25 protein-coding genes and 1 pseudogene are annotated in these 21,532 nt (G+C 70.6%); 16 read left to right on the top strand and 10 right to left on the bottom strand.

Annotation, left to right across the window (positions count from 1 at the left end):
* Positions 1 to 170: 170 nt before the first annotated feature.
* Positions 171 to 1,712 (top strand): glycerol kinase GlpK, encoded by a 1,542-nt coding sequence (glpK, locus tag C463_RS15165; protein WP_008445445.1) that lies wholly within the window; start codon positions 171 to 173, stop codon positions 1,710 to 1,712.
* Entirely contained in the window at positions 1,713 to 2,801 is a 1,089-nt protein-coding gene (locus C463_RS15160) for a hypothetical protein (protein ID WP_008445443.1), read from the top strand.
* A gap of 20 nt (positions 2,802 to 2,821) precedes the next feature.
* On the opposite strand, the gene C463_RS15155 is transcribed toward C463_RS15160, so the two are convergent.
* A complete protein-coding gene (locus tag C463_RS15155; protein WP_008445430.1) occupies positions 2,822 to 3,223 on the bottom strand; it encodes a hypothetical protein in 402 nt (133 codons plus the stop codon).
* A 130-nt stretch (positions 3,224 to 3,353) separates the two neighbouring features.
* Between C463_RS15155 and C463_RS15150 the strand changes: the two genes are divergently transcribed.
* From C463_RS15150 to C463_RS15140, 3 genes are all read left to right on the top strand, one after another.
* Positions 3,354 to 3,560 carry a hypothetical protein gene (locus tag C463_RS15150; RefSeq protein ID WP_008445429.1) on the top strand — a complete coding sequence of 69 codons (207 nt, stop codon included), beginning with the start codon at positions 3,354 to 3,356 and terminating at the stop codon, positions 3,558 to 3,560.
* Between the two features lie 88 nt (positions 3,561 to 3,648).
* A complete protein-coding gene (locus C463_RS15145; protein WP_049906015.1) occupies positions 3,649 to 4,821 on the top strand; it encodes a Cdc6/Cdc18 family protein in 1,173 nt (390 codons plus the stop codon).
* An 88-nt stretch (positions 4,822 to 4,909) separates the two neighbouring features.
* Entirely contained in the window at positions 4,910 to 5,590 is a 681-nt protein-coding gene (locus tag C463_RS15140; protein WP_008445427.1) for an HAD-IIB family hydrolase, read from the top strand.
* A gap of 22 nt (positions 5,591 to 5,612) precedes the next feature.
* Here the strand turns inward: C463_RS15140 and C463_RS15135 are convergent, their stop codons facing one another.
* The gene (locus tag C463_RS15135; protein WP_008445426.1) at positions 5,613 to 5,897 is read right to left on the bottom strand and encodes a ribonuclease P protein component 4; all 285 of its coding nucleotides are present in this window, start codon (positions 5,895 to 5,897) and stop codon (positions 5,613 to 5,615) included.
* Between the two features lie 142 nt (positions 5,898 to 6,039).
* On the opposite strand from C463_RS15135, the gene C463_RS15130 reads away from it, so the two are divergent.
* The 5 genes from C463_RS15130 (at position 6,040) to C463_RS15110 (ending at position 9,282) form a co-directional block, all read left to right on the top strand.
* Positions 6,040 to 6,234, top strand: a complete 195-nt coding sequence (locus C463_RS15130) for a methytransferase partner Trm112 (protein WP_008445425.1) — start codon at positions 6,040 to 6,042, stop codon at positions 6,232 to 6,234.
* A 129-nt stretch (positions 6,235 to 6,363) separates the two neighbouring features.
* A complete protein-coding gene (locus tag C463_RS15125; protein WP_193365874.1) occupies positions 6,364 to 6,945 on the top strand; it encodes a DUF7524 family protein in 582 nt (193 codons plus the stop codon).
* 110 nt (positions 6,946 to 7,055) lie between these two features.
* Positions 7,056 to 7,244, top strand: a complete 189-nt coding sequence (locus C463_RS15120) for a hypothetical protein (protein WP_004050211.1) — start codon at positions 7,056 to 7,058, stop codon at positions 7,242 to 7,244.
* A gap of 19 nt (positions 7,245 to 7,263) precedes the next feature.
* On the top strand, positions 7,264 to 7,707 hold the full coding sequence (locus C463_RS15115; protein WP_008445423.1) for an RNA-binding protein: 444 nt from the start codon (positions 7,264 to 7,266) through the stop codon (positions 7,705 to 7,707).
* A gap of 126 nt (positions 7,708 to 7,833) precedes the next feature.
* The gene (locus C463_RS15110) at positions 7,834 to 9,282 is read left to right on the top strand and encodes an FAD-dependent oxidoreductase (RefSeq protein ID WP_008445421.1); all 1,449 of its coding nucleotides are present in this window, start codon (positions 7,834 to 7,836) and stop codon (positions 9,280 to 9,282) included.
* A gap of 20 nt (positions 9,283 to 9,302) precedes the next feature.
* Here C463_RS15110 and C463_RS15105 read toward each other — a convergent pair whose 3' ends face one another.
* The 6 genes from C463_RS15105 to nth all read right to left on the bottom strand — a co-directional run bounded on the left by C463_RS15105 (position 9,303) and on the right by nth (position 14,117).
* Positions 9,303 to 9,776: a hypothetical protein gene (locus C463_RS15105; RefSeq protein WP_008445419.1), complete on the bottom strand. Its 474-nt coding sequence runs from the start codon at positions 9,774 to 9,776 to the stop codon at positions 9,303 to 9,305.
* The gene (locus C463_RS15100) at positions 9,773 to 10,267 is read right to left on the bottom strand and encodes a phosphopantetheine adenylyltransferase (RefSeq protein WP_008445417.1); all 495 of its coding nucleotides are present in this window, start codon (positions 10,265 to 10,267) and stop codon (positions 9,773 to 9,775) included. Before C463_RS15100 ends, C463_RS15105 begins: the two co-directional genes overlap by 4 nt.
* A gap of 105 nt (positions 10,268 to 10,372) precedes the next feature.
* Positions 10,373 to 10,987, bottom strand: coding sequence for a winged helix-turn-helix domain-containing protein (locus tag C463_RS15095; protein WP_008445416.1), 615 nt, complete (start codon positions 10,985 to 10,987; stop codon positions 10,373 to 10,375).
* Between the two features lie 95 nt (positions 10,988 to 11,082).
* Positions 11,083 to 12,162, bottom strand: coding sequence for a glutamate--cysteine ligase (locus tag C463_RS15090; protein WP_008445414.1), 1,080 nt, complete (start codon positions 12,160 to 12,162; stop codon positions 11,083 to 11,085).
* 561 nt (positions 12,163 to 12,723) lie between these two features.
* Complete coding sequence (locus C463_RS15085) at positions 12,724 to 13,281, bottom strand: DoxX family protein (RefSeq protein WP_008445411.1); 558 nt, start codon at positions 13,279 to 13,281, stop codon at positions 12,724 to 12,726.
* A gap of 152 nt (positions 13,282 to 13,433) precedes the next feature.
* Positions 13,434 to 14,117, bottom strand: coding sequence for an endonuclease III (gene nth, locus C463_RS15080; protein ID WP_008445410.1), 684 nt, complete (start codon positions 14,115 to 14,117; stop codon positions 13,434 to 13,436).
* Positions 14,118 to 14,239: 122 nt separating this feature from the next.
* On the opposite strand from nth, the gene C463_RS15075 reads away from it, so the two are divergent.
* The 6 genes and pseudogenes from C463_RS15075 to C463_RS18170 all read left to right on the top strand — a co-directional run.
* Positions 14,240 to 15,523 (top strand): tRNA pseudouridine(54/55) synthase Pus10, encoded by a 1,284-nt coding sequence (locus tag C463_RS15075; RefSeq protein WP_008445409.1) that lies wholly within the window; start codon positions 14,240 to 14,242, stop codon positions 15,521 to 15,523.
* A gap of 121 nt (positions 15,524 to 15,644) precedes the next feature.
* Positions 15,645 to 16,346, top strand: a complete 702-nt coding sequence (locus C463_RS15070) for a universal stress protein (RefSeq protein ID WP_008445407.1) — start codon at positions 15,645 to 15,647, stop codon at positions 16,344 to 16,346.
* Positions 16,347 to 16,545: 199 nt separating this feature from the next.
* Entirely contained in the window at positions 16,546 to 17,598 is a 1,053-nt protein-coding gene (trpD, locus tag C463_RS15065; protein WP_008445405.1) for an anthranilate phosphoribosyltransferase, read from the top strand.
* Positions 17,598 to 18,242 carry a phosphoribosylanthranilate isomerase gene (locus C463_RS15060; protein WP_008445403.1) on the top strand — a complete coding sequence of 215 codons (645 nt, stop codon included), beginning with the start codon at positions 17,598 to 17,600 and terminating at the stop codon, positions 18,240 to 18,242. Before trpD ends, C463_RS15060 begins: the two co-directional genes overlap by 1 nt.
* On the top strand, positions 18,239 to 19,990 hold the full coding sequence (gene trpE, locus C463_RS15055; RefSeq protein ID WP_008445401.1) for an anthranilate synthase component I: 1,752 nt from the start codon (positions 18,239 to 18,241) through the stop codon (positions 19,988 to 19,990). The genes C463_RS15060 and trpE overlap by 4 nt, the downstream gene beginning before the upstream one ends.
* Positions 19,987 to 20,343: pseudogene (locus C463_RS18170) on the top strand (glutamine amidotransferase-related protein); the annotation flags it as partial. The gene trpE and the pseudogene C463_RS18170, both read left to right, overlap by 4 nt.
* 10 nt (positions 20,344 to 20,353) lie before the next feature.
* Here the strand turns inward: C463_RS18170 and C463_RS15045 are convergent.
* Both C463_RS15045 and C463_RS15040 read right to left on the bottom strand, forming a co-directional pair.
* The gene (locus C463_RS15045) at positions 20,354 to 21,007 is read right to left on the bottom strand and encodes a MogA/MoaB family molybdenum cofactor biosynthesis protein (protein ID WP_008445399.1); all 654 of its coding nucleotides are present in this window, start codon (positions 21,005 to 21,007) and stop codon (positions 20,354 to 20,356) included.
* A gap of 108 nt (positions 21,008 to 21,115) precedes the next feature.
* Positions 21,116 to 21,532, bottom strand: a complete 417-nt coding sequence (locus tag C463_RS15040; protein ID WP_008445396.1) for a DUF7124 domain-containing protein — start codon at positions 21,530 to 21,532, stop codon at positions 21,116 to 21,118.

Here is a 21,532-nt window from a genome sequence, read left to right as displayed (position 1 = left end):
TGTCGCGACGGCGGCGATACGCCTCGCGGCCGTCTCGGACCGGCTCCGGACGGGCCTGACCGAGCGGACGCGCGACGCGACAGCGAACGCGGCACCGGGGTCGCCCTCGACGGCGAGGGCGACCCGGTCATCGCCGCGCACGGACCAGCGCCACAGGAGGGATCCACAACATGACACAGTACGTCGGTGCGATAGACCAGGGGACGACCGGCACCCGATTCATGGTCTTCGACCATGAGGGCCAAGTCGTCGCGAACGCCTACGAACAGCACGAACAGATCTACCCGAACCCGGGCTGGGTCGAACACGACCCGATCGAGATCTGGGAGAACACCCAGCAGGTCGTCCTCGACGGCCTCGCGGACGCGGGACTCGACGCCGATCAGCTCGACGCGATCGGCATCACGAACCAGCGCGAGACGACGATCGTGTGGGACAAAGACTCCGGGAAGCCGGTCCACAACGCCCTCGTGTGGCAGGACCGGCGGACGACGGACCGCGTCGAGGAGATCCAGGAGGCGGGGAAGGTCGAGGAGATCCGCGAGAAGACCGGTCTGGAGTGTGACGCGTACTTCTCCGCGACGAAGACCGAGTGGATTCTCGACAACGCCGAGCCGCTCAAAATGCAGAGTTCCCGCGGCGGCGACCTCCGCGACCGGGCTCGCGAGGGCGAGCTCATCATGGGAACGATCGACTCGTGGCTCATCTACAACCTGACGGGCAACCACATTACGGACGTCACGAACGCCTCCCGGACGATGCTGTACAACATCCGGGAGATGGAGTGGGACGACGAACTGCTCGACGAGTTCGACGTGCCGAAGGAGATGGTCCCCGAGGTACGCCCCTCGTCCGACGAGGACTACTACGGCCACACCGACGCTGACGGCTTCCTCGGCGAGGAGGTCCCCGTCGCCGGCGCGCTGGGCGACCAGCAGGCCGCGCTGTTCGGCCAGACCTGCTTCGACGAGGGCGACGCGAAGAACACCTACGGCACCGGTTCGTTCTACCTGATGAACACGGGGACGGACGCCGTCAAGTCCGACCACGGACTCCTGACGACCATCGGGTTCCAGATGTCCGGCGAGCCCGTCCAGTACGCCCTTGAGGGCTCTATCTTCATCACCGGCGCCGCCATCGAGTGGCTCGAAGACGTCGACCTGATCAACAACGCCGCACAGACCGCGGAGCTCGCCCGCTCGGTCGACTCGACCGACGGCGTCTACATGGTCCCGGCGTTCACGGGACTCGGCGCCCCGCACTGGGACGGCCGCGCCCGCGGGACCATCGTCGGGATGACCCGCGGCACGAGCAAGGAACACATCGTGCGGGCGACGCTCGAGAGTATCGCCTACCAGACCCGCGACATCGCCGAGGCGATGGAGGCCGACTCCGGCGTGGAGACGACGAGCCTGCGCGTCGACGGCGGCGCGGTCAAGAACAACTTCCTCTGTCAGCTCCAGTCCGACATCATCCAGACGGACATCGCGCGACCGGAGGTCGACGAGACCACCGCGCTCGGCTCGGCGTACGCGGCCGGCCTGGCCGTCGGGTACTGGGATAACGTCGACGAACTCCGCGACAACTGGCAGATCGACCGCGAGTTCAGTCCGGAGAAGGATCAGAAAGAGGTCGACAAGCTGTACAGCCGCTGGGACGACGCGGTCGACCGCTCCCGCGACTGGGCACAGGACGACGAGGAGGACGAATAGATGAGCGTCGAGGCTTCAGCGCTGCTCGCGCAGTCCGGGGGGGTACTCGCGCAGTGGAGCCCGGGTTCGATCGGCGCGGTGCTCGACATCCTGCTCGATCCGACGATATGGCTCGGCGCTGCGGCCGGCGGGGCGTTCGGCGCCGCGCTCGGTGCGCTCCCGGCGTTCATCTTCACCGGATTCCTCGTCATCGCCGGCGTCTTCGGCGGTGACGCCGCCTCGGGCGCCGGCGTCGGTGTCGGCTTCGGTCCCGTCTTCGGTCCGCACATCTCCTTCGCGGGCGGTGCGGCGGCGGCGGCCTACGCGGCGAAGGACGGTGCGATGGAGTCGGGATTCGACTACCACAACGCGAAGGACATCGGCTTCGCTCTGGGGAGTCGGCCGGACATCCTCGCGGTCGGCGCCGCGTTCGGCGTCTTCGGCATCGTGCTCGAACAGACGCTCCGGAACCTGGCGATCCCGACGGACCCGATCGCGTTCACCGTCGTCGCCAGCGCGCTCGTCCACCGGGCGGTGTTCGGTTACTCCGTGATCGGGAACGTCAGCAGCAAGGCGAGCGGGTACTTCGACATGGGGCCGTTCGAACGTGAGGAGATGCGCGACCCGGACGAGGTGCCGGGAGACGGCGACAAGTCCAGCGAGGACCGCCTCGCGGTCGAGCCGTGGCTCCCGAACATGTACAAGTGGTCGCACGTCGCGGCGATCGGCGCGGTCGCCGGGCTGGCGGCGTCGTACGCCGCTATCCAGACCGGGAACGTGTTCCTCGGGTTCGGTATCAGCGCGGCGACGCTGCTGTTCCTGAACCTCGGGGTCGACCGGATCCCAGTCACGCACCACATGACGCTTCCGGGTGCGACCGCGTGGGCCGCGTTCACCGGCGCGGGCTTCAGCGGTACGGTCGGACTGATCGCCGGCGCCGGGTTCGGGCTCCTCGGTGCGGTGATCGGCGAGGCCTTCCAGCGCGTCTTCTACGCGCACGGAGACACACACGTCGACCCGCCCGCCGCGGCGATCTTCATCACGTCTTCGATCCTCGCCGTGCTGGCAATTCTCGGTATCCTCGGTTCGATCTGGGTGCCGGGCGCCTGAAAACGGCCTTCCGACTTTTTTTATCCTGTCGGAAGGGCCGAGGAAAGACCCACGTACGAAACGACACCAGCGATGATCCCGACACCAACCGAGGTAACGAACCCTTGAGTGAACGCGAACGCGACGACGGCGACGACCGACAGCAGTACCAGCCCGATTCCGGCGGCGCCGTGATTGTACGCGCCTGTCGTCGGGTGCTCGCTGAGCGACGTCCGCTCCGACTCCGGGACCCGGACGCTCGCATGGTACGGGACGTACAGTCGGACGCCGATTCCGGCCGTCGCCGCCGCGATCGACGCGAACTGAACGTCGGCGACGAGTTCGCGGACGAGGAGGAATGCCGCGATCGCGACGATCAGCGCGATCGCCTTGCTGCGCTTGTCGGCCTTGACGACCGACTCGTCGAACTCGGACTCGGACATACCCCGCCGGAGGCGGGCGACGCGCTTAAGAGTACGGACACCGGCTCGGTCGGTCTACTCGCCGCCACCGCTCGCGGATCGGCGGAGTCGATCGGAGTGGATTTAACACCGCTCGGCGTGAGACGCGGGTATGGACGTGAGCACGCTGGGACTGGACGTCGCCGATGGTCGCAACCTGCTCGTCGTCGCGGGGATCGTCACGGCGGTCGTGACGGTGACCGCGGAGGGCCCGATCGGCGCTCGCATCGTCGCCGGTGCGATCGTCGGCGCGGTCGCCGCCCTCGTGTTCGTCGTCTCGACGGTTCTGATAAACCGGTACAAGCCGGACCACTGGTGAGGCCGCCACGACCGCTCGATCGGCACTCGTGGCGACCGCGGCGCCGCGGTTCGTCCCAGTTTTGTTCGGCAGTCACGGAGGGGCGGCCGTGAACATCGACGACCGGATCGAGCGACGGCTCGGCTACGACGCGGGGATGAGCGTCCTCGCCGACTTCGAAGCCGTGTCGCCGGTCACCCACGTCGAATCCCCGGTCGGCCGCGGGCCGGCCATCGAACGGCTCCTCGACGTGTTCGAGCCCGCCTTCACCGGGTCGCTCCCGCCGAGCGTCTACGTGTACGGCCCGAAGGGGAGCGGGAAGTCGGCGGTCGTCTCCGCGCTGTTCGACCGGCTGGCGAGCCACAGCGGCCCGCGGCGCGCCATCCAGACGACCACGCGGGCGGTCGAGCCGACGATCCCCGGGTTCGTCTACGTCGACGCGCGGAACGCGTCGACCCGCTTCCGGCTGTACCACGCGATGCTGGCCGCGATGAGCGACGAGCCCGTCCCGGACCACGGAATCGGGACCGAGGAGCTGGCCGACTCGCTGCGCGACGCGATGCGCACCGGCCCCGACCTCGTCGTCGCGGTCGACCACACGAACGAGACCGAGACGCCGGCGGCGGCGGCGCTGACCGACTGGCTGAACGACGTGGGCGAGCGGCTCGCCCCCGCGTTCCTCGGCCGCGACCCGCCGGACGCGATCGATTGGGAGCCGGAGACCACCGTCGAGTTCGCCAAGTACCGCCGACACGTGCTCGTCGAGCTGCTGACGAGCCGGTGTTCGACCGGGCTCGGCCGAGACGCGCTCAGCCACGACCAGATCCGGGAGGTCGTCGAGTGGGCCGCGGGCGACGCGCACGACGCGCTCGCCGCCGTGATGGGCGCGGCGGTCAACGCGGAGCGGGCGGGCGCGTCGACGGTCCGCTCCGGCGACGTCGACGCCGGTATCGACGGCGTCCCCCGCCCCTGCGTGGCGCTGGGGCGCGTGCTCGCGCTCCCCGAGAGCCGACAGCGGCTCCTCTACGAGCTCGCCGGGCTCTCGGAGGAGGAGCGGTCGACGGTCGGCGTGGCGACCGAGGCCATCGCGGCGCGCCCGGGCGTCGACCTCTCTGCGTCGACGGTGCGGCGCGTGCTCTACGAGCTGGCCGACGCCGGCCTGCTCGAACGCGTCACCGTCCACCAGAGCGACGGCAAGGGCCGGCCGCCGAGCCGGCTCGTGGCGCTGTTCCCGACCGTCGTCTTCCGCGAGCTGTTCGAGCGGCGCGTGCGGACGGGATAGCGGCGCGGCGAGCGTCGCTTCGCGGCCGGCCACCGACTGCTCCTCCGTCGAGCGCAAGACAGTTGTCGCCGAGTCGCGGACTCGGGGTATGGTTCCGCCCCTCGCGCTCGACATCGACGGCACGCTGACGACGCCGACCGGTCGGATCGACCCGCGAGCCTTCGAACAGTTACCCGAGTGGGACGCGCCGGTCGTGTTCGCCACCGGGAAGGCGTTCCCGTACCCGGTCGCGCTCGCGCACTTCCTCGGCCGCGAGGAGACGGTGATCGCGGAGAACGGCGGCGTCGCCTACGCCGACGGCGAGACGACGGTCGTCGGCGACCCGGACGCGGCGCGGGCCGTCGTCGAGGCGTTCCGCGAGCGCGGCGGCGCGGTCGGCTGGGGCGACGGCGACACGGTGAACCGCTGGCGCGAGACGGAGGTCGCGCTCTCGCCCGACGCGGACGAGGCGCTCCTCCGCGAGGTCGCCGCGGCCGTCGACGACGTGGAGGTCGTCGACACCGGCTACGCCTACCACGTCAAGTCGACGGGCGTGAGCAAGGGCCGCGCGCTCGGCGTCGTCGCCGACGCGCTCGGCCTCGACCCCGCCGCGTTCGTCGCCGTCGGCGACAGCGAGAACGACGTCTCGACGTTCGGCGTCGCCGGCGAGTCGTACGCGGTCGCCAACGCGGACGCCGCCGCCCGCGAAGCGGCCGACGAGGTGGTCGAGAAGGGGTTCATGGACGGGACGGTCTCGGTACTCGAAAGACTGCGCGAGCGCGCCCAGTAATCGCGAGGCGTTTTCTCCCCGCTCACTCCCAGCCGTAGGGGTACCGCGCCGTCGCCCCGCACTCGGTACAGCGGACGACCACGCGCCCGGGTCGCGTCCGGACGCGACTCGTCTTCCCGGGCCGGAGGTAGACGGCGCAGTCGTCGCAGGCGCGTCTGGAGAGTTCGGCGGGGATCCCACAGCGGTTCCGCTCGGCGATCCGGCGGGCGCGGGCGACGTACTCGCGGGCGCGGTCGTACTCGTCGTCGACGACCGCCTCGCGGGCGAGCGCGAACAGCCGCTCGATCCGCTCCGCCGGAATGCCCATACAACCGGGGCGGCGCGCGGCGGCAAAGAGGTTGTTATCCGGGTCGGCCCGGCGCCCGCCCGGACCCTCTCGGCACCCGCCGAACGCGCCGCGGCGGCCGCGACCCGCACGCTTTTTTATCGGCCCAACCCAACCGAGCGGTATGAAGGAATCCCTGATGGACGTGATCTGCTGTCCGCTCGACAAGTCGACCCTCGAACTCGACGTCGACGAGGCGGACGACGAGGAGGTCCTCGCCGGGACGCTCACCTGTACGGAGTGTGGCGAGACGTACCCCATCGAGGACGGGATCCCGAACCTCCTGCCGCCGGACATGCGCGAAAAGGCCGCGGCGTAAGACCCTCCCACGCGGACGGCCGGCGGCGGCGTCGGACTCACACACTCGAACCGCCGGTGGCGACGACGCAGCCCCGAAAACCCCTCGCTCGTGTGAATCTTTTTTTAGTACGGGGTCGTGGTCTCCACCGTGCCGACACTCGACGTCGAACTGAACGGGGAGACGGTCCACGACATCGATGCGCCGGACTCGTTCGTCACCGACGGGCCGTTTCCGGTCGTGCTCGAGAACAGCGGGCGCTCGACGCACGTCCACCTCCACTTCGACGACGACCTCGACCGGGTGGCCGCGCTCGACGAGGGCAACCACTTCGTCGCCGACGAGGCCACCCGCCACGTCCACGTCTCGACGGCCGACGTCGACGAGGCCGTCCGCGGCAAACTGGAGATCGTCACCGGCTACGGCTCGAACACGAAGTACGTCGACGTGCGGGTCGACCCGTCGCCGGAGACCCCCGACGAGTCGGTCGTGGTCGACGAACGGCTCTCCGCGCCTCCGGAGGGCCCGCCCGACGTGCCACCCGGGCGGCAGGTGGTGAACGCGCTCGACCGCCTCGTCCGGCGCGGCGGGACCGCGGGCGCGGTCTTCGGGTTTCTCGCCGTCGCCGCCGCGGTCACGGTCGCGCTCGCCGTCGACAGCGCCGTCGTGTGGCTCGCGGTAGGGATCGCGCTGATGGTCGCGTTCGGCGCGGCGCTGCTCGCGGTGACGTGAGGGACGGGTCACCGCCCCGCCGTCTCCACGGTCCGCCGTCTCTCCGGTCGGTTCCCGCCGCCGCGGTCGGGATCCGCGCGCTTTTAACCGTCCCACCGGAACGAGACGCCATGAGCTTCGAGAAGGAAGACGAGGTCGTGCTCCACGACAAACACAGCGAGTACGACGGCGAGACGGGCACGATCACGCAGGTGATGGAGACGATGTTCGGCGACGCGACGTACACGGTCAGCTTCGAGGACGGCCAGGAGACGGGCGTCCCCGAGGACGCGCTCGACGCCGTCGAGAGCGAGGAGTAACGCCGCCCCACCGTACCGCATGCCGAAAGTCCCCTTCCACTACGTCGACCTCCGCGCGTTCTCGTACGCCACGGAGGACGAGAAACGCGTCGAGCAGGCGCTGTTCTCGCTGCTGCCCGAGGACGTCGAGCTCGACCGCGTCGAGAACGTGGGCCATCACGGGGACCGGATCGCCGTGCTCTCGGCGCGCGTCGAGCGGGCCGACGAAATGCGACACGTGCTCGACCGGCTCGCGGAGCTGGAGGACCTCGACCGCGTCCTCGACGAACTGGACGAGCGGGTCGACGACAACTGCGCGCTGTTCCTCCGGCTCGACAAGCAGGCGGCGTTCCGCGACGAGGTCCGCCTCGGTCCCGGACTCACCGTCCGCACGAAGGTCGAGGCGTACCCGGCGAAGAAAGAGAAGGCGGTCGCGAACGCCCGCGAGACGCTCTCGCGGCTGGCAGACGACGACGGCGACTGAGCGGCGATGGACTGTCTGACGCCGACCAACTGACGACAGCCGCGCGGTCGGGCTGCGCTCGCCCGGTCGCGTGTCCCGGCCGCATCCGCGGGGTGGCTTTTTTACCGCACCCGCTGACTACCGAGCATGAGCGATCCGTTCGTGGTCGTCGGCGCCGACGCGGCGGGGTTGAGCGCGGCCAGCAAGTTCCGGCGCGAGGCGTCCGAGCGCGAGGTCGTCGTCTTCGAGAAGGGCCGGTGGATCTCGTACGCCTACTGCGGGATGCCGTACTTCATCGCGGGGTACGTCGACAGCATGTCGAATCTCCTGTCGCTGTCGCCGAGCGAGGTCGACGAGCGTGGGATCGACCTCCAGCGGGGCAGCGAGGTCGTCGCGGTCGACCCCGACGCGAAGCGGGTGACGGTCGAGACGACCGGCGGCGATCGGTTCGAGCAGGAATACGAAGACCTGCTCGTCGCCACCGGCGCTCGCGCGACCACCGGGCCCTTCGACGTCCGCGACGTCGACGGCGCGTTCACGCTACACAATATGGACGCGGCGGCCGCCATCGACGCGTACGTCGCAGAGCCGGACACCTACGACCCCGAACGCGCCGACGCGGACGCGGTCGACCGCGAGCGCGTCGACCGCAACGCGGCGATGCCGGCCCCCGAGACGGCCGCGGTCGTCGGCGGGGGGTACGTCGGTGTCGAGGTCGCGGAGGCGCTCGCGGAGCGCGGGCTCTCCGTCCACGTGTTCCACCGCTCCGGGCACCTCCTCTCGCCGTTCGGCGAGACGGTCGGGAACCGCGTCGAGGCGGCGCTCGAAGCCGAGGGCGTCACGGTTCACACGGACACGCCGGTCGAGGCCCTCGTCGGAGACGACCGGATCGAGGCGGTCGAGGTCGGCGGCGGGACCGACGGCGCGCCCCCAGAGACGGTCCCCGTCGACATGGCGGTCGTCGGCGTCGGGATCCGACCGAACACCGATCTCCTCGACGGCACCGGCGTCGACCTCGGGCCCGGCGAGGCGGTCCGCGTCGACGACCGCGGCCGCACCAGTCTCCCGGACGTGTACGCCGCGGGCGACTGCGCCACCGCGCGCCACGCGGTGACCGGGGAGCCCGACTGGCTTCCGCTCGGGCTCACCGCGAACCGCGCCGGGCGGGCGATCGGCGCGACGGTCGCGGGCGACCCGACGCCGGTCGGCGACATCGCAGGCACCGCGGCCGTCAAGGCGTTCGACACCGAGGCCGCTCGCGTCGGAATTCTGGACCCGGAGGCGGCCGAGGAAGCCGGCTTCGACCCGGTCAGCGAGACGGTGACCGCGGGGTCGCGCTCCGGCTACTACCCCGGCGCGGCCGAGACCGACGCGACGCTCGTCGCCGACCGCGACACGGGGCGCCTCCTCGGCGGGAGCATCGTCGGCACCGACCGGGCGGCGATCCGGATCGACACGCTCGCGACCGCGATCGAGGCGGACATGACCGTGTCCGAGGTGGAGCGACTGGACCTCGCGTACGCGCCGCCGTTCAGCCCGGTGTGGGACCCGATACTCGTCGCCGGGAAGGTGCTGAACGGAACGATCGACGGTTGAGGCGTCGAGCGCCTCGCGACCTATCGCGACGACGCGATCCGGGAGAAGAGGAAGCCGACGACCGCCGACGCGGCGCCGACCGCGACCGCGACAGCGCCTGCGAGGGCGAGCGGTGCGGTGAACGCGGTCGCGGCCGGACCGTCGACCGCGAAGGGGGACGCGTACGGAGCGGGGCCGACGGCCCGAAGCAGCGTCCCCGCGAAGGGGCCGTACGCGAGCAGCACCGTGGGGAAGGCCCCGCCGCCGGCCGCGGCGAATCCGAGGGCGCCGAGCGCCGTCACCGCCGCGAGGGCGCCCGCGGTCGCCGCGGTGCCGACGCCGACCGCCGCCGTCGCGTCGAAGGCGACGTACGACAGCGCGAGGCCGACCGCGCTCCAGACCGCGGCGCGCTCGAAACCGGTCTCGCCGAGGGCGATCCGGCGAAGCGCCGCGCGGCGTGACGCGGCCGCGTCCGCCTCGGTCGCGTCCGCCTCGGTCGCGTTCGCGTCGCTCATTCCGGTCGCGTCGCGCCCCGCCCCTCGCGGTCGGGGGTGCGGTTGCCGTGTTCGTCTATCTCGCCGGCGACGATCCGCGTCGAGGAGATTCGCTCGCCGTCCTCGGCCGCGACGTGGTCGACGACCTCCAGCCGGAGGGGATCGTGCCCGCGCTCGCGTCGGATCTCGTTGATCCGTTCGCCGCCCGCCCTCGTCTCGGGGGAGACGATCAGCGCGTCGAACTCCGGTTCGACCGCGATGCCGGTCGGCTCAGTCAGTTCGCGGATCTCGTACTCGCGCCCGTGCGCCTCGGCCCGCGGGGCCAGCTCCGCTTCCAGGTCGCGCTCGCGCCGGTCGTAGGGGCGGACGTACCGCTCGACGTGTCGGGTCTCCGGCGCCAGTTCGTCGGAGGTGAGTCCGACGGTGACGTCACCCAGCTCGAACGCCCGTTCGAACAGCTTCCGGTGGCCGTCGTGAACGGGATCGAACGTACCCCCCAGCGCGACGTTCATGCCTCTCCGTTGCGCGGGTCGAACTTAAAACGTCCCGAACCGCGGTCGGGCGGGACGCGGTCGGCATAGGCGCCGTCAGATGTGGCGCGGTCGGTGCCGGCCGAATCAGTTCGTCGGCTCGTCGTCGTCCGCGTCGTCGGCGTCCGCGTCGTCGCCTTCGGTGTTCTCGTCGATTTCGTCGTCAGTTCCGTCCGACGCTCCGTCGTCGCCGTCCTCGCCGTCGACCGAGATCTGGACCGGTTCGGTGTCGCCGTCGGGCGACTCGCCGCCGAGCCGCCGGTCGAGGTTGAAGACGGCGTTCAGCTCCGCTTGAACGTCGCCGACGACGGTGCGGACCAGATCGCTCGGCGCGATGGCCTCGTACTCGTAGGGGTTGTTGCCGGCGCCCTCGGCCTTCCGCTTGCCGCGCTCGACGGTCCCCTCGTCGTGGAGTTCCGCGAGCGCCTCGCGGACGGTGCTGGGGTACAGCCCCGTGCCGTCGGCGACCTCGTCGCTCGTGCTGTGTGGGTTATCGCGCAGATAGACGTAGATCCGCGCGCGGGTCTCGGTGTCGAGCAGCCACGCGAGCAGGTCGACGACGTTGTCGTCGAACCCCTTTACCGCCCTGTCGGCGCCCTCGCCGAGCCGCTCTTTCGTCTTCCGAAGCTCCTCGCGGGTCCGGTCCGTCGGCGACTCCTCCGGGTCGTCTCCCGGCTCGGTCGGTGAATCGTCCGTGGTCATGCCGGAAACTGGGGGCTACGCGGGCAAAAGCGTTTCTCGTCGCTTTCGTTCCGACGGAACTCCCCGGAGCGCCCCCGAGGCGTTCGATCCGGGGGTCAGGGACGCACGAGGAGATCCGAACGCAGCGCGTCGGCGCCCGACGCCTCGCGGATCCGTCGCTGGCGCGCGGCGCCGCTCTCGGCCTCGTACACGTCGCGGATGCCGTCGATCCCGAGGCGGTCGCACTCCGCCGCGACGACCTCCCCGAGCGGGGTCGTCCCCTCGCCGTCCCGGTCGACGAACGCGGCGTCGTGGCCGTGCCGGATCGCGCGCCACTTGTTCTCGTCGAGCAGTTCGCGACGCAGCGTCGGTGAGGACTCGCCGTCCTCGTACCGCTCGGCGTAGTCGACGACCAGCGCCCGGACGTACTCGGCGAGCGCGAGCGTCACGTCGGGGTCTCGCTGCGCGTCGGGCGCGCGCACCTCCACGGTGCCGTGGCCGGTGTGGGGGCGCACGTCGAACCACAGTTCGCCGCGGTCCGCGATGGAGTCCGTCTCGACCATCCGGCGCTCGTACCGCTGGAAGGCGTCGAAGTCGTCGAACGCCGAGGGGATCCCGGTGTTCGGGAGGTTCTCGAACACCTTCGCGCGGGCCGAGGCCAGCCCGGTGTCAAACCCGTTCCAGAACGGGGAGTTCGCGGACAGGGCGAGCAGTACCGGGCAGTGCCACCGCAAGCGATTCGCAATCCAGACGGCCTTGTCCGCGTCGTCGACGCCGACGTGGACGTGGAGCCCCGCGGTCGTGTTCCGGTGTTGGGGGTACTGGATGCGGTCCAACTGCGCCTGATACCGCGGTTTCTGAACGTGGTCGAGTTCGCGCCACTTCGCCGCCGGGTGGAGGCCAGCGGCCGCGATCTGATACCCGTCCGCGGCGGCGTGGTCGACGAGCGCCTCGCGGACCGTCGCGAGCGCGTCTTCGGCGTTCGCCGGGTCCTCGATCAGTTCCGTCTGCGCCTCGATGGTACACTCGAACAGCTCGTGGTCGAACCCCTCCGGGACCGCCGCTGGCGGGTCGCGGTCGTACACGAGGTCGTCGGTCCCGGACGTGGGGGAGCCGTCGGCATCGACGATGTAGAACTCCTCCTCGATGCCGAGCGTCCCCATCCGGGAGAACGCCTCCCGCGAACCGAGTTCCATTACGCCTCCGTTCCGCCCGCGCGGTCTTATATGGATTGAAACCCGAAACGGAGCGCCGGTGTCGCGACCGACTACGTAACCGGTCCACGCAGTCGACCAGTTCACTCATAAACAACGGGTAGCCGCGGTGGCGCGTGCCTGCGAGCGGCCGGAGCGAAGCGGAGGCCGCGAGGAGCACGCGCGAGGGAGTCGGTCGCCGAGCGAAGCGATGGCGGCCGACGAGGCTGGGGAGGCGTGAGGTGCGGTCGCGGTGCTGTGCTGGCGGGACTCAAAGGGGCAGCCGCGAGGGTCGCGTAGGCGACGCAAGCACCGCAGCGAAGGAGCGTCAGCGACTGAGCAAGGAGCGCAGCGAGCGTACGCGACCCTCGCGGCTGGGGCTTTGGCGGTGTTCTCCGACGATCTACAGTCAGAGATTCACAATCGAGTGGTCGCAACGCGGCCGCTCTCGTTCGCACGATAGCGCGCGAAAAGTGAACCAACTACACCGCGATTCACGTATCGAAAACGAGTCGGCGGCGCGCCGTCACGCGCCCGATTCCCCTCGCCCGACACGGCCCCCGCTTACCCGAGGACGTACCGGAGCGCCGGGAACTTCTCGACGAGCGCCTGCCCGCCGACCTGAATCTGCTCGATGTAGGCGTCGAGACCGAGGACGCGGCCCGCGCCGAACGCGGCGACTGTGAGGAACACCATCGCGTACACCAGCGTCGAGTCGAACAGGGCGAGGAAGTCGCCGCTCCACCCGCCGAGGTAGAACAGCGTCATCTGCATCGCCCCGCCCAGCGCGGCCAGGCGGACGAACGCGCCGAGGATCAGCGCCGTGCCGATCAGCAGCTGCGTCGCGGGCACGAACACGTTCGCGAACTCGACGAACCACGGCGTCGACCCCATCGCGGCGTACAGGCCGCTGACCGGGCTCGCCGCGTCGGGCGCGTGGACGAGGTAGCCGCTGGCGTCGAACGGCCACTCGGAGACCTTTCCGAGGCCCGCGAACAGGATCATCCCGCCGATGGTCGCCCGGAGCAGGACGATGAACAGCGCCGACAGCGAGTGCGCCTTCCCCAACAGCGTGATTCCGCCGAACTCACCGCCGAACTCGTTTGTGGTCTTCGTGGACATTGTGTCTCTCCTCACTTGCGAATACGCCGGATGAATATATAAACCGGAAAGCGAGTTCCCCCTCGGCGAGACGGATTCGCCCGCGACCCCTCATCTGCCGGGTCTTTAAATACTACACCCGAACGTCATCGGGTCAGGCCGGTTCTCCGGGCTCACCACGCCTCGCCGCTGGCGAGGTCGACCTCGCTGTCCCCCTTCTCCGAGGGGCAGACGTCGGCGAGGACGCAGTCGGCGCAGTCGGGGTTGATCGCGGTACACGTCGCGCGGCCGTGGTCGATCATGAGGTGCGTGAACTGCTGCCAATCGCTCTCGGGGACGATATCGAGCAGATCCTGCTCGATCGCTTCGGGACGCTCCGCCTCCGTGATTCCCAGCCGGCGCGTGAGCCGCTGGACGTGGGTGTCGACGACGATTCCCTCGACGACGTCGTGGCCGTGCTGGAGGACGACGTTGGCGGTCTTCCGGCCGACGCCCGCGAGGTCCGTGAGTTCTGACATCGTGTCCGGGACCTCGCCGTCGTGTTCCTCGACGATGTCCGCGCACGCCGAGCGGATGTACTTCGCCTTGTTGTTGTAGTAGGTGATCGAGTTGATCGCCTCCGCCAGTTCGTCCTGCGACGCGTTCGCGTACTCCTCGGGACCGTCGTACGTCTCGAACAGGTCGGCGCACACCTTGTTCACGCGCTCGTCTGTACACTGCGCCGAGAGGATCACCGCGATGAGCAGTTCGAGGCGGTTCGAGTAGTTGAGCGAGATGGTCGAGTCGGGGTACTCCTCGTACAGTCGGTCGAGGACCTCGGCGACCTGCTCCTCGCGGGGGTCGAGTGGCGTTCCCATACGAATCCCTCCGTGCGGGCGACATTGAACGATCCGACTGCGGGCGTCTCGGGCGCCCGAAGCGGACGACGGTACCTCTGCCGAGTAGTAAGACAGTTACCACGCGGCGCGCTGGAGGGCGTATGGACGTACTCGACGTCGCGGCGCGCGCGACCGAGACCGGGCCGGTGTGCGACGCCTGTCTCGGCCGGCTCGTCGCCGACCGGAGCTTCGGACTGTCGAACGCCGACCGCGGCTCGGCGCTCCGGACGTCGCTCGCGCTGCGCGACGACGAGGACTTCGAGCCGGTCGACACCGCGGACTGCTGGGTGTGCGAGGGGCGCTGCGCCGCCTTCGACGAGTGGGCGGAGCGCGCCGCCGAGGCGGTCGAGGGGGTCGAGTTCGCCACCTACAACGTCGGCACGCGCCCGCCGCCGCTGATCGAGGAGAACGAGGCGCTGCTCCGCGCCGACGTCGGCCTCGACGAGGAGGCGGGCGAGCCGTTCAAGTCGGAGTTCAACCGCGAGGTCGGCAAGCGGTTCGGCCGGCTCACGGGCGCGGAGGTCTCCTTCGACCGACCCGACGTCCAGTTCACGATCGACCTGGCCGAAGACGAGGTCGACGCGAAGGTGAACTCCACGTTCGTCTACGGCCGGTACAGAAAGCTGGAGCGCGACATCCCGCAGACCGAGTGGCCCTGCCGGGAGTGTAAGGGCTCCGGACGGCAGGGGGCCGACCCCTGCGACCACTGCGGCGGCTCCGGTTACCTCTACGACGACAGCGTCGAGGAGTACACCGCGCCGGTCGTCGAGGACGTGATGGACGGCACCGAGGCGACGTTCCACGGGGCGGGCCGCGAGGACGTCGACGCGCTCATGCTCGGCACCGGGCGCCCGTTCGTGATCGAGGTCGAGGAGCCGCGCCGACGCCGGGTCGACACCGACCGCCTCCAGTCCGACATCAACGCCTTCGCCGACGGCGCGGTCGAGGTCGAGGGGCTCCGGCTCGCCACCTACGACATGGTCGAGCGCGTGAAGGAACACGACGCCGCGAAGCGCTACCGCGCGCAGGTGACCTTCGACGCCGACGTCGACGCCGACGCGCTCGCGGCGGCGGTCGGCGAACTTGAGGGGACGACAGTCGAGCAGTACACGCCCAACCGGGTCGACCACCGCCGCGCGAGCATCACGCGCGAGCGCGACGTGTACGAGATGACTGCCGAACTCGACGAGCCGCGCCATGCGACCGTCGAGATCCGCGGCGAGGGCGGGCTCTACATCAAGGAGCTGATATCGAGCGACGAGGGACGCACCGAGCCGAGCCTCGCCGGCCTGCTCGGCGTCGGCGCCGAGGTGACCGCGCTCGACGTCCTCGCGGTGGCGGGCGAAGACGAGCCGTTCGAGCGCGACGAGTTCTTCCGGGAGTAGCGCTGTCCGAACCCCCGACCTACCCCTACTCGCCGTCCCGGCGCGACGCCTCGCGACGTGGCCCACCGGACAGAGTCGCGGAACCAACGGGATTTATTTGACGAGCGTCAGACATCCGTCCATGAACGGGAGCGACGCCGACGGCGGAAACGCCCGAGCGGGCGGGACGCGAAACGGCGGCGCACGCGGGGAGTCGGGCGGTTCCGCCGAGACCGGGGGCGCTGGCCACGCCGCCTCGCCCGCGGTCGGCGAGCCCGTGATCCGCGCCGCGGTCGACGATGCCGCCGAGACCTCGGCCGCTGCCGACGTGTCGCTGAACGGCGCCGACCGCGCGGAGCGCCCCGACCGCGTCTCCTCGGTCCTCGTCGCCGTCGGCGCCGGCCCGCACTCGGGGGCGACCGTCGACGTCGCGCGGGAGGTCGCGGCGGCGACCGACGCGTGGCTCGAACTGTTCCACGTCGTCCCCTCGGACGCGGCGCTCGCCGACGCGGGACCGAGCGAGGACGCCTCTGGGACCGCCGTCGACGCGGGCGACCCCGACGCGGCCGACTACGCCGCGGCCGGAGAGCGCCTCCTCGACGCGGCCGAGGACAGGCTCGGCGGCTTCGACCGCGCGGACCGGTGGCTCGTCGAGGACCGGACCGCGGCTGGCGCGGTCGTCGAGCAGTCAGCGTACTACGACCTCGTCGTCGTGGGCGCGCCGACGACCGGGACCGTCGGCCGGTTCGTCTTCGGCTCGACCACCGACACGGTCGTCGGCGACGCGGAGGTCCCGGTCGTCGTCGTCGAGGCCGACGGGTCGACCGCGCTCGACGAGGAGTAGGGAGTCGGTCGGCGCTCCCAGCCCGCGTTTCTCGTCTTTATTCCCGCTCACCGTGTTCTCGTCCGTGATTCCTCGATCACCCGCGTTCTCCCCTCATTCGCGTTCTCGCCGTGTCTCACCGATCCGCGTCGCGCCGACAGCGTTAAATTAGTGTACACACTTGTACATCACAACGCGGAATACTACATCGGTGGACACAATGAATCTCAACGACACGGTCGAGCGCGTGACGGACGGGACGGATCTGAGTGTCGAGGAGGCGCGCGAGGCCGCGCGGCTCGTCTTCGAGGAGGCGACTGAGGCTCAGATCGGGGCGTTGCTGGCCGCGCTCCGCACGAAGGGCGAGACCGAGGCCGAGATCGCCGGCTTCGCGCAGGGGATGCGCGACGCGGCGCGCACGATCGAACCCGACCGCGACCCGCTCGTCGACACCTGCGGTACCGGCGGCGACGACTACGACACGATCAACGTGTCGACGACCGCGGCCATCGTCGCCGCGGGCGCAGGCGTCCCCATCGCCAAGCACGGCAACTACGCGGTCTCCTCCTCGTCGGGGAGCGCGGACGTGCTGGAGGTCGCGGGCGCCGACGTCGAGGCCGAGCCGGCGGCCGTCGAGGACGCCATCGAGGCGGACGGGATCGGCTTCATGCTCGCGCCGGTCTTCCACCCGGCGATGAAGGCCGTCATCGGGCCGCGAAAAGAGCTGGGCATGCGGACGGTATTCAACGTTCTCGGCCCGCTCACCAACCCCGCGGGCGCCGACGCGCAGGTGCTCGGCGTGTACGACCCCGACCTCGTGCCCGTCATCGCGCGGTCGCTGGCGCACATGCCCGTCGAGCGCGCGCTCGTCGTCCACGGCGCGGGCATGGACGAGATCGGGATCCACGACGAGACGGTCGCCGCCGAGGTCGACGGCGAGGAGGTTCGGGAGTTCACGATCGCGCCCGAGGACCTCGGGCTCGACCGCGCGCCGATCGAGGACGTCTCCGGCGGGACGCCCGAGGAGAACGCCGCCGACCTGCGCGGGATCGTCGACGGCTCCGTGACGGGCCCGAAGCGAGCCCTGATCCTGGCGAACGCGGGCGCCGCCATCTACGTCGCCGGCGAGGCCGACACGCTCGCGGATGGGGTCGAGCGCGCCGCCGAGGCGATCGACTCCGGCGCGGCCGCGGAGAAGTTCGCGGCGCTCTGCGGCGACGGCGAGTCCACCGGCGACGCCGCCCAGACCGCGACCGCGGAGGACGACGACTGATGGCGCGGGTGAAGATCTGCGGGATCACCCGAGAGGCCGACCGCCGCGCCGCGGTCGACGCGGGCGCCGACGCGGTCGGCGTCATCACCGAGGTGCCGGTCGACTCGCCGCGCGAGGTCGACCCGGCGACGGCCGCCGAACTGCTCGCGGACGTGCCCCCCTTCGTCACCGCGACGCTCGTGACGATGCCCGACTCCGCTGAGCGCGCGGTCGAGCTGGCCCGCACGACCGCCCCCGACGCGATCCAGCTCCACGGCGAGTGGACCGTCGACGAGCTCCGGTACATCCGGGCCGAGACGGAGCGGAAGGTGCTGCTCACGGTCGACGCCGCCGACCTCGCCCGCGCCGAAGAGTTCGACGGCGCGATCGACGCCATGGTCGTCGACTCCACCGACGACTCGGGGGCGGGCGGCACCGGCGAGACGCACGACTGGCGCGCGACCGGCGAGCTCGCCGAGCGACTCACCACCCCGGTCGTGCTGGCCGGCGGGCTCACGGCCGACAACGTCGCCGAGGCGGTCCGGGTCGCGGACCCCTTCGCGGTCGACGTCGCCTCGGGCGTCGAGATAGCGGGCGGGCGGAAGGACCACAACGCGGTGGCCCGCTTCGTCGCGAACGCGGGTCGAGAGATGGAGCTGGCATGAGCGACGACGGAGCGCCCGGCAACGACGGCGCGCGTGACGCCGCCGAGGCGTCGGCGGGCGGCCCCTCGCTCGACCGCTCGAAGGCCGACTTCGTCGACCTCGCAGCCGACGCCGAGAAGCCGGTCGTGGTCCGAGCGTCGGCCTCGCTCGACGCCGACGTGACCCCGCTCGGCGCGTACGCGACCCTCGTCGGCGAGGGGCCGTACGGCTTCCTCCTCGAATCCGGCGAGAAGGTCGCCTCCAGCGACCCCGACGGCGCGTTCACCTCGGGCGGGAAGGCGGACAGACACGCCCGCTACTCGTTCGTCGGCTACGACCCCGAGGCGATCGTCTCCGTCCACCCGGACCGCACCGAGGTGACCGAACTCGGCCCGGCGGCCGAGTTCCTCGGCGACGGGACCGACGGCGATGGGATCGACGACGACGCGGGGACCGAGACGACTACACCCGGCCTCGGCCCGGAGACCGGCGACGCGGTCGACCGCGTCCGGGCCGCGTTCCCCGACGCGAGCCTGCGCGGCTTCCCCGACACCGACCGGCAGATCCTCTCTGGCGGGTTCGTCGGGTTCCTCGCGTACGAGGCCGTCTACGACCTCTGGTTGGAGGAGGTCGGCGTCGAGCGGCCGGAGACCGAGTTCCCTGACGCGGAGTTCGCGCTCACCACGCGGACCGTCGTCTTCGACGAGCGGGAAGGGAGCGTCGAGCTCGTGTTCACGCCGGTGATAGGCACCGACGACGACCCCGCCGCCGTGTACGAAGACCTCGCCGCGGAGGCCGAGCGCGTCGCCGCCGAACTGCGCGAGGCCGCGCCGCCAGATCCCGACGGCGTTCGCGTCCGCGAGGAGTCCGCGGACCCGCGCGAGGAGTACGAGGAGGCCGTCCGGACCGCGAAACAGCACGTCCTCGACGGCGACATCTACCAGGGCGTGATCTCGCGCAGCCGCGAGCTGCGCGGCGAGGTCGATTCGCTCGGGCTGTACGCGGCGCTCCGCGACGTGAACCCCTCGCCGTACATGTACGTGCTGCGCCACGACGACCGGACCGTCGTCGGCGCCAGCCCGGAGACGCTCGTGTCGGTAAAAGGCGACCGCGTCGTCTCGAACCCGATCGCGGGCACCTGTCCGCGCGGGACGAGCCCGGTCGAGGATCGCCGGCTCGCGGGCGAGATGCTCGCCGACGGGAAGGAGCGCGCCGAGCACACGATGCTCGTCGACCTCGCGCGCAACGACGTGCGGCGGGTCTCGGAGCCCGGCTCCGTCCGCGTCGAGGAGTTCATGAACGTCCTGAAGTACAGCCACGTCCAGCACATCGAGTCGACCGTGACGGGGACGCTCGCGGCCGACGCCGACGCCTTCGACGCGACGCGCGCGACGTTCCCCGCGGGGACGCTCACCGGCGCGCCGAAGGTGCGCGCGATGGAGATTATCGACGACCTAGAGACGACGCCCCGGGAGGCGTACGGCGGCGGCGTCGGCTACTACTCGTGGACCGGTGACGCCGACTTCGCGATCGTGATCCGGACCGCGACGCTCGACGAGTCGGGCGCGGAGTCGGTCGTCGGCGTGCGGGCCGGCGCCGGCCTCGTCGCCGACTCCGACCCGGCCGCGGAGTACGAGGAGACCGAACAGAAGATGGACGGCGTGTTGACCGCGATCGACCGGATCCGTGAGGATAGCGAAAGCGACGGGGCCGACGAGGACGGCGGCGACGCCGACCCGCTCGCGGCCGGCTCGGAGGCCGACCGATGAACGTCGTCGTCGTCGACAACTTCGACTCGTTCACCTACAACCTCGTCGAGTACGTCTCCGACCAGACGATCGGCGGGGAGCCCGTCGGCGTCGACGTGTTCAAGAACACCGCGTCGCTCGCGGAAATCGAGGCCGCGGAGCCGGACGCGGTGATCGTCAGTCCGGGCCCGGGCCATCCGAAAAACGACCGCGACGTGGGCGTGACGATGCCCGTGTTGCGCGACCTCTCGCCGACGGTGCCGACGCTCGGCGTCTGTCTCGGTCTGGAGGCCGCGGTGTACGAGTACGGCGGCACCGTCGGACACGCCCCGGAGCCGGTCCACGGCAAGGCGTTCCCCGTCGACCACGACGGGGAGCTGTCTCTTATACACATCTCTGATNCTCTTCGCCCGCCGCGTCCTCGTTTTCGCTCGACTCGTTTTCGCTCGGAGTGTCTTCGCTCGCCTCCTCGTCGTCGAGCCCCCGGCTGGCGAGTCCGACGAGGTGCCCGACCTCCGCGAGGAGTATCTCGTCGACTCCGAGCCGGACCGCGTTCTCCGAGCCCGGGAGACAGAACACCGGCGTGGCGGAGACGACCCCGGCGGTCGCGCGCGACCCGATGGTCCGCGTGCCGACCTCCTCGTAGGAGAGCCGGCGGAACAGCTCGCCGAACCCGGGGAGCCGCTTCGCGAACAGTCCGCGGACCGCTTCCGGCGTGACGTCGTCCGGCGTGACGCCCGTCCCGCCCGTGGTCACCACGACGTCGGTGTCCTTCCGGCGGGTGAGGCGGTCGACGGTCCCCTGAACGCTGTCGTAGTCGTCACCGATTAGCTCGCGGACGACGACCTCGTGGCCCGCCGCTCTGAAGCAGTCCGCGATGTAGTCGCCGGCCGGGTCGTCGTCCGTGGTGCGCGAGGAGGACACCGTGACCACCGCGGCCGCGACGGAGTCGACGTCGTGGTGATGATGGTCGTGGCCGTGGTCGTCGTCATGGTCGCCGTGGTGGCCGTGGCCGTGGTCGTCGTCGTGATCGGTCATGGATCCGCGTTCGTCGCCATCGTGAAAACACCTCCCGGTCGTGGACGCTGCGATGCTTCCCTCGCGGTACCCGCCAAATCGGTCCTCGCCGCGAGTCGGTCCGACCGTTCAGGGCCAGTCGTCTCGGGCCTTCTCTTCGGCCGCTTCCTCTTCGGCCTCGCCGGTCGCGAGCGTCCACCCCGCGGCCTCGGCGGCGTCCTCGACGTGGAGGAACTCCCAGTCCGTCGCCTCGGCGACCGCCTCGTCGTCCTCGTCGACCCCCACGAACACGTGGCGGTCGGTGTCGAACTGGCCGCTGATGTTCTTGAGGCTCTCCTCGACGCCGCGCGGGCCGGAGAAGAAGTCCTGTCGCACGCGGTGTTTCCGCGTGAAGTTCGTGACGACGTAGGTGGGCTTCTCGCTGACGACCCCGACGTACTCGGTCCACTGCCGGGCGTTGTTGAACACCGCGTTGGGGTCCGCGAGCGCTTTCAGCGCCTCCAACTCGAACGCCAGCGTCATGTCTGTAGATCCGCCGCTGTCCAT

The sequence above is a fragment of the Halorubrum californiense DSM 19288 genome (assembly GCF_000336875.1).
GTDB classification, from domain to species: Archaea; Halobacteriota; Halobacteria; order Halobacteriales; family Haloferacaceae; genus Halorubrum; species Halorubrum californiense.
This window is presented reverse-complemented; position numbering and strand designations above follow the sequence as displayed.

Excerpts from the sequence above, each read along its gene's own strand:
- glpK (WP_008445445.1), top strand. The coding sequence starts at position 171 with ATGACACAGTACGTCGGTGCGATAGACCAGGGGACGACCGGCACCCGA.
- C463_RS15160 (WP_008445443.1), top strand. The coding sequence starts at position 1,713 with ATGAGCGTCGAGGCTTCAGCGCTGCTCGCGCAGTCCGGGGGGGTACTC.
- C463_RS15155 (WP_008445430.1), bottom strand. The coding sequence starts at position 3,223 with ATGTCCGAGTCCGAGTTCGACGAGTCGGTCGTCAAGGCCGACAAGCGC.
- C463_RS15150 (WP_008445429.1), top strand. The coding sequence starts at position 3,354 with ATGGACGTGAGCACGCTGGGACTGGACGTCGCCGATGGTCGCAACCTG.
- C463_RS15140 (WP_008445427.1), top strand. The coding sequence starts at position 4,910 with ATGGTTCCGCCCCTCGCGCTCGACATCGACGGCACGCTGACGACGCCG.
- C463_RS15135 (WP_008445426.1), bottom strand. The coding sequence starts at position 5,897 with ATGGGCATTCCGGCGGAGCGGATCGAGCGGCTGTTCGCGCTCGCCCGC.
- C463_RS15130 (WP_008445425.1), top strand. The coding sequence starts at position 6,040 with ATGAAGGAATCCCTGATGGACGTGATCTGCTGTCCGCTCGACAAGTCG.
- C463_RS15120 (WP_004050211.1), top strand. The coding sequence starts at position 7,056 with ATGAGCTTCGAGAAGGAAGACGAGGTCGTGCTCCACGACAAACACAGC.
- C463_RS15115 (WP_008445423.1), top strand. The coding sequence starts at position 7,264 with ATGCCGAAAGTCCCCTTCCACTACGTCGACCTCCGCGCGTTCTCGTAC.
- C463_RS15110 (WP_008445421.1), top strand. The coding sequence starts at position 7,834 with ATGAGCGATCCGTTCGTGGTCGTCGGCGCCGACGCGGCGGGGTTGAGC.
- C463_RS15105 (WP_008445419.1), bottom strand. The coding sequence starts at position 9,776 with ATGAGCGACGCGAACGCGACCGAGGCGGACGCGACCGAGGCGGACGCG.
- C463_RS15100 (WP_008445417.1), bottom strand. The coding sequence starts at position 10,267 with ATGAACGTCGCGCTGGGGGGTACGTTCGATCCCGTTCACGACGGCCAC.
- C463_RS15095 (WP_008445416.1), bottom strand. The coding sequence starts at position 10,987 with ATGACCACGGACGATTCACCGACCGAGCCGGGAGACGACCCGGAGGAG.
- C463_RS15090 (WP_008445414.1), bottom strand. The coding sequence starts at position 12,162 with ATGGAACTCGGTTCGCGGGAGGCGTTCTCCCGGATGGGGACGCTCGGC.
- C463_RS15085 (WP_008445411.1), bottom strand. The coding sequence starts at position 13,281 with ATGTCCACGAAGACCACAAACGAGTTCGGCGGTGAGTTCGGCGGAATC.
- nth (WP_008445410.1), bottom strand. The coding sequence starts at position 14,117 with ATGGGAACGCCACTCGACCCCCGCGAGGAGCAGGTCGCCGAGGTCCTC.
- C463_RS15075 (WP_008445409.1), top strand. The coding sequence starts at position 14,240 with ATGGACGTACTCGACGTCGCGGCGCGCGCGACCGAGACCGGGCCGGTG.
- C463_RS15070 (WP_008445407.1), top strand. The coding sequence starts at position 15,645 with ATGAACGGGAGCGACGCCGACGGCGGAAACGCCCGAGCGGGCGGGACG.
- trpD (WP_008445405.1), top strand. The coding sequence starts at position 16,546 with ATGAATCTCAACGACACGGTCGAGCGCGTGACGGACGGGACGGATCTG.
- C463_RS15060 (WP_008445403.1), top strand. The coding sequence starts at position 17,598 with ATGGCGCGGGTGAAGATCTGCGGGATCACCCGAGAGGCCGACCGCCGC.
- trpE (WP_008445401.1), top strand. The coding sequence starts at position 18,239 with ATGAGCGACGACGGAGCGCCCGGCAACGACGGCGCGCGTGACGCCGCC.
- C463_RS15040 (WP_008445396.1), bottom strand. The coding sequence starts at position 21,532 with ATGGACAGCGGCGGATCTACAGACATGACGCTGGCGTTCGAGTTGGAG.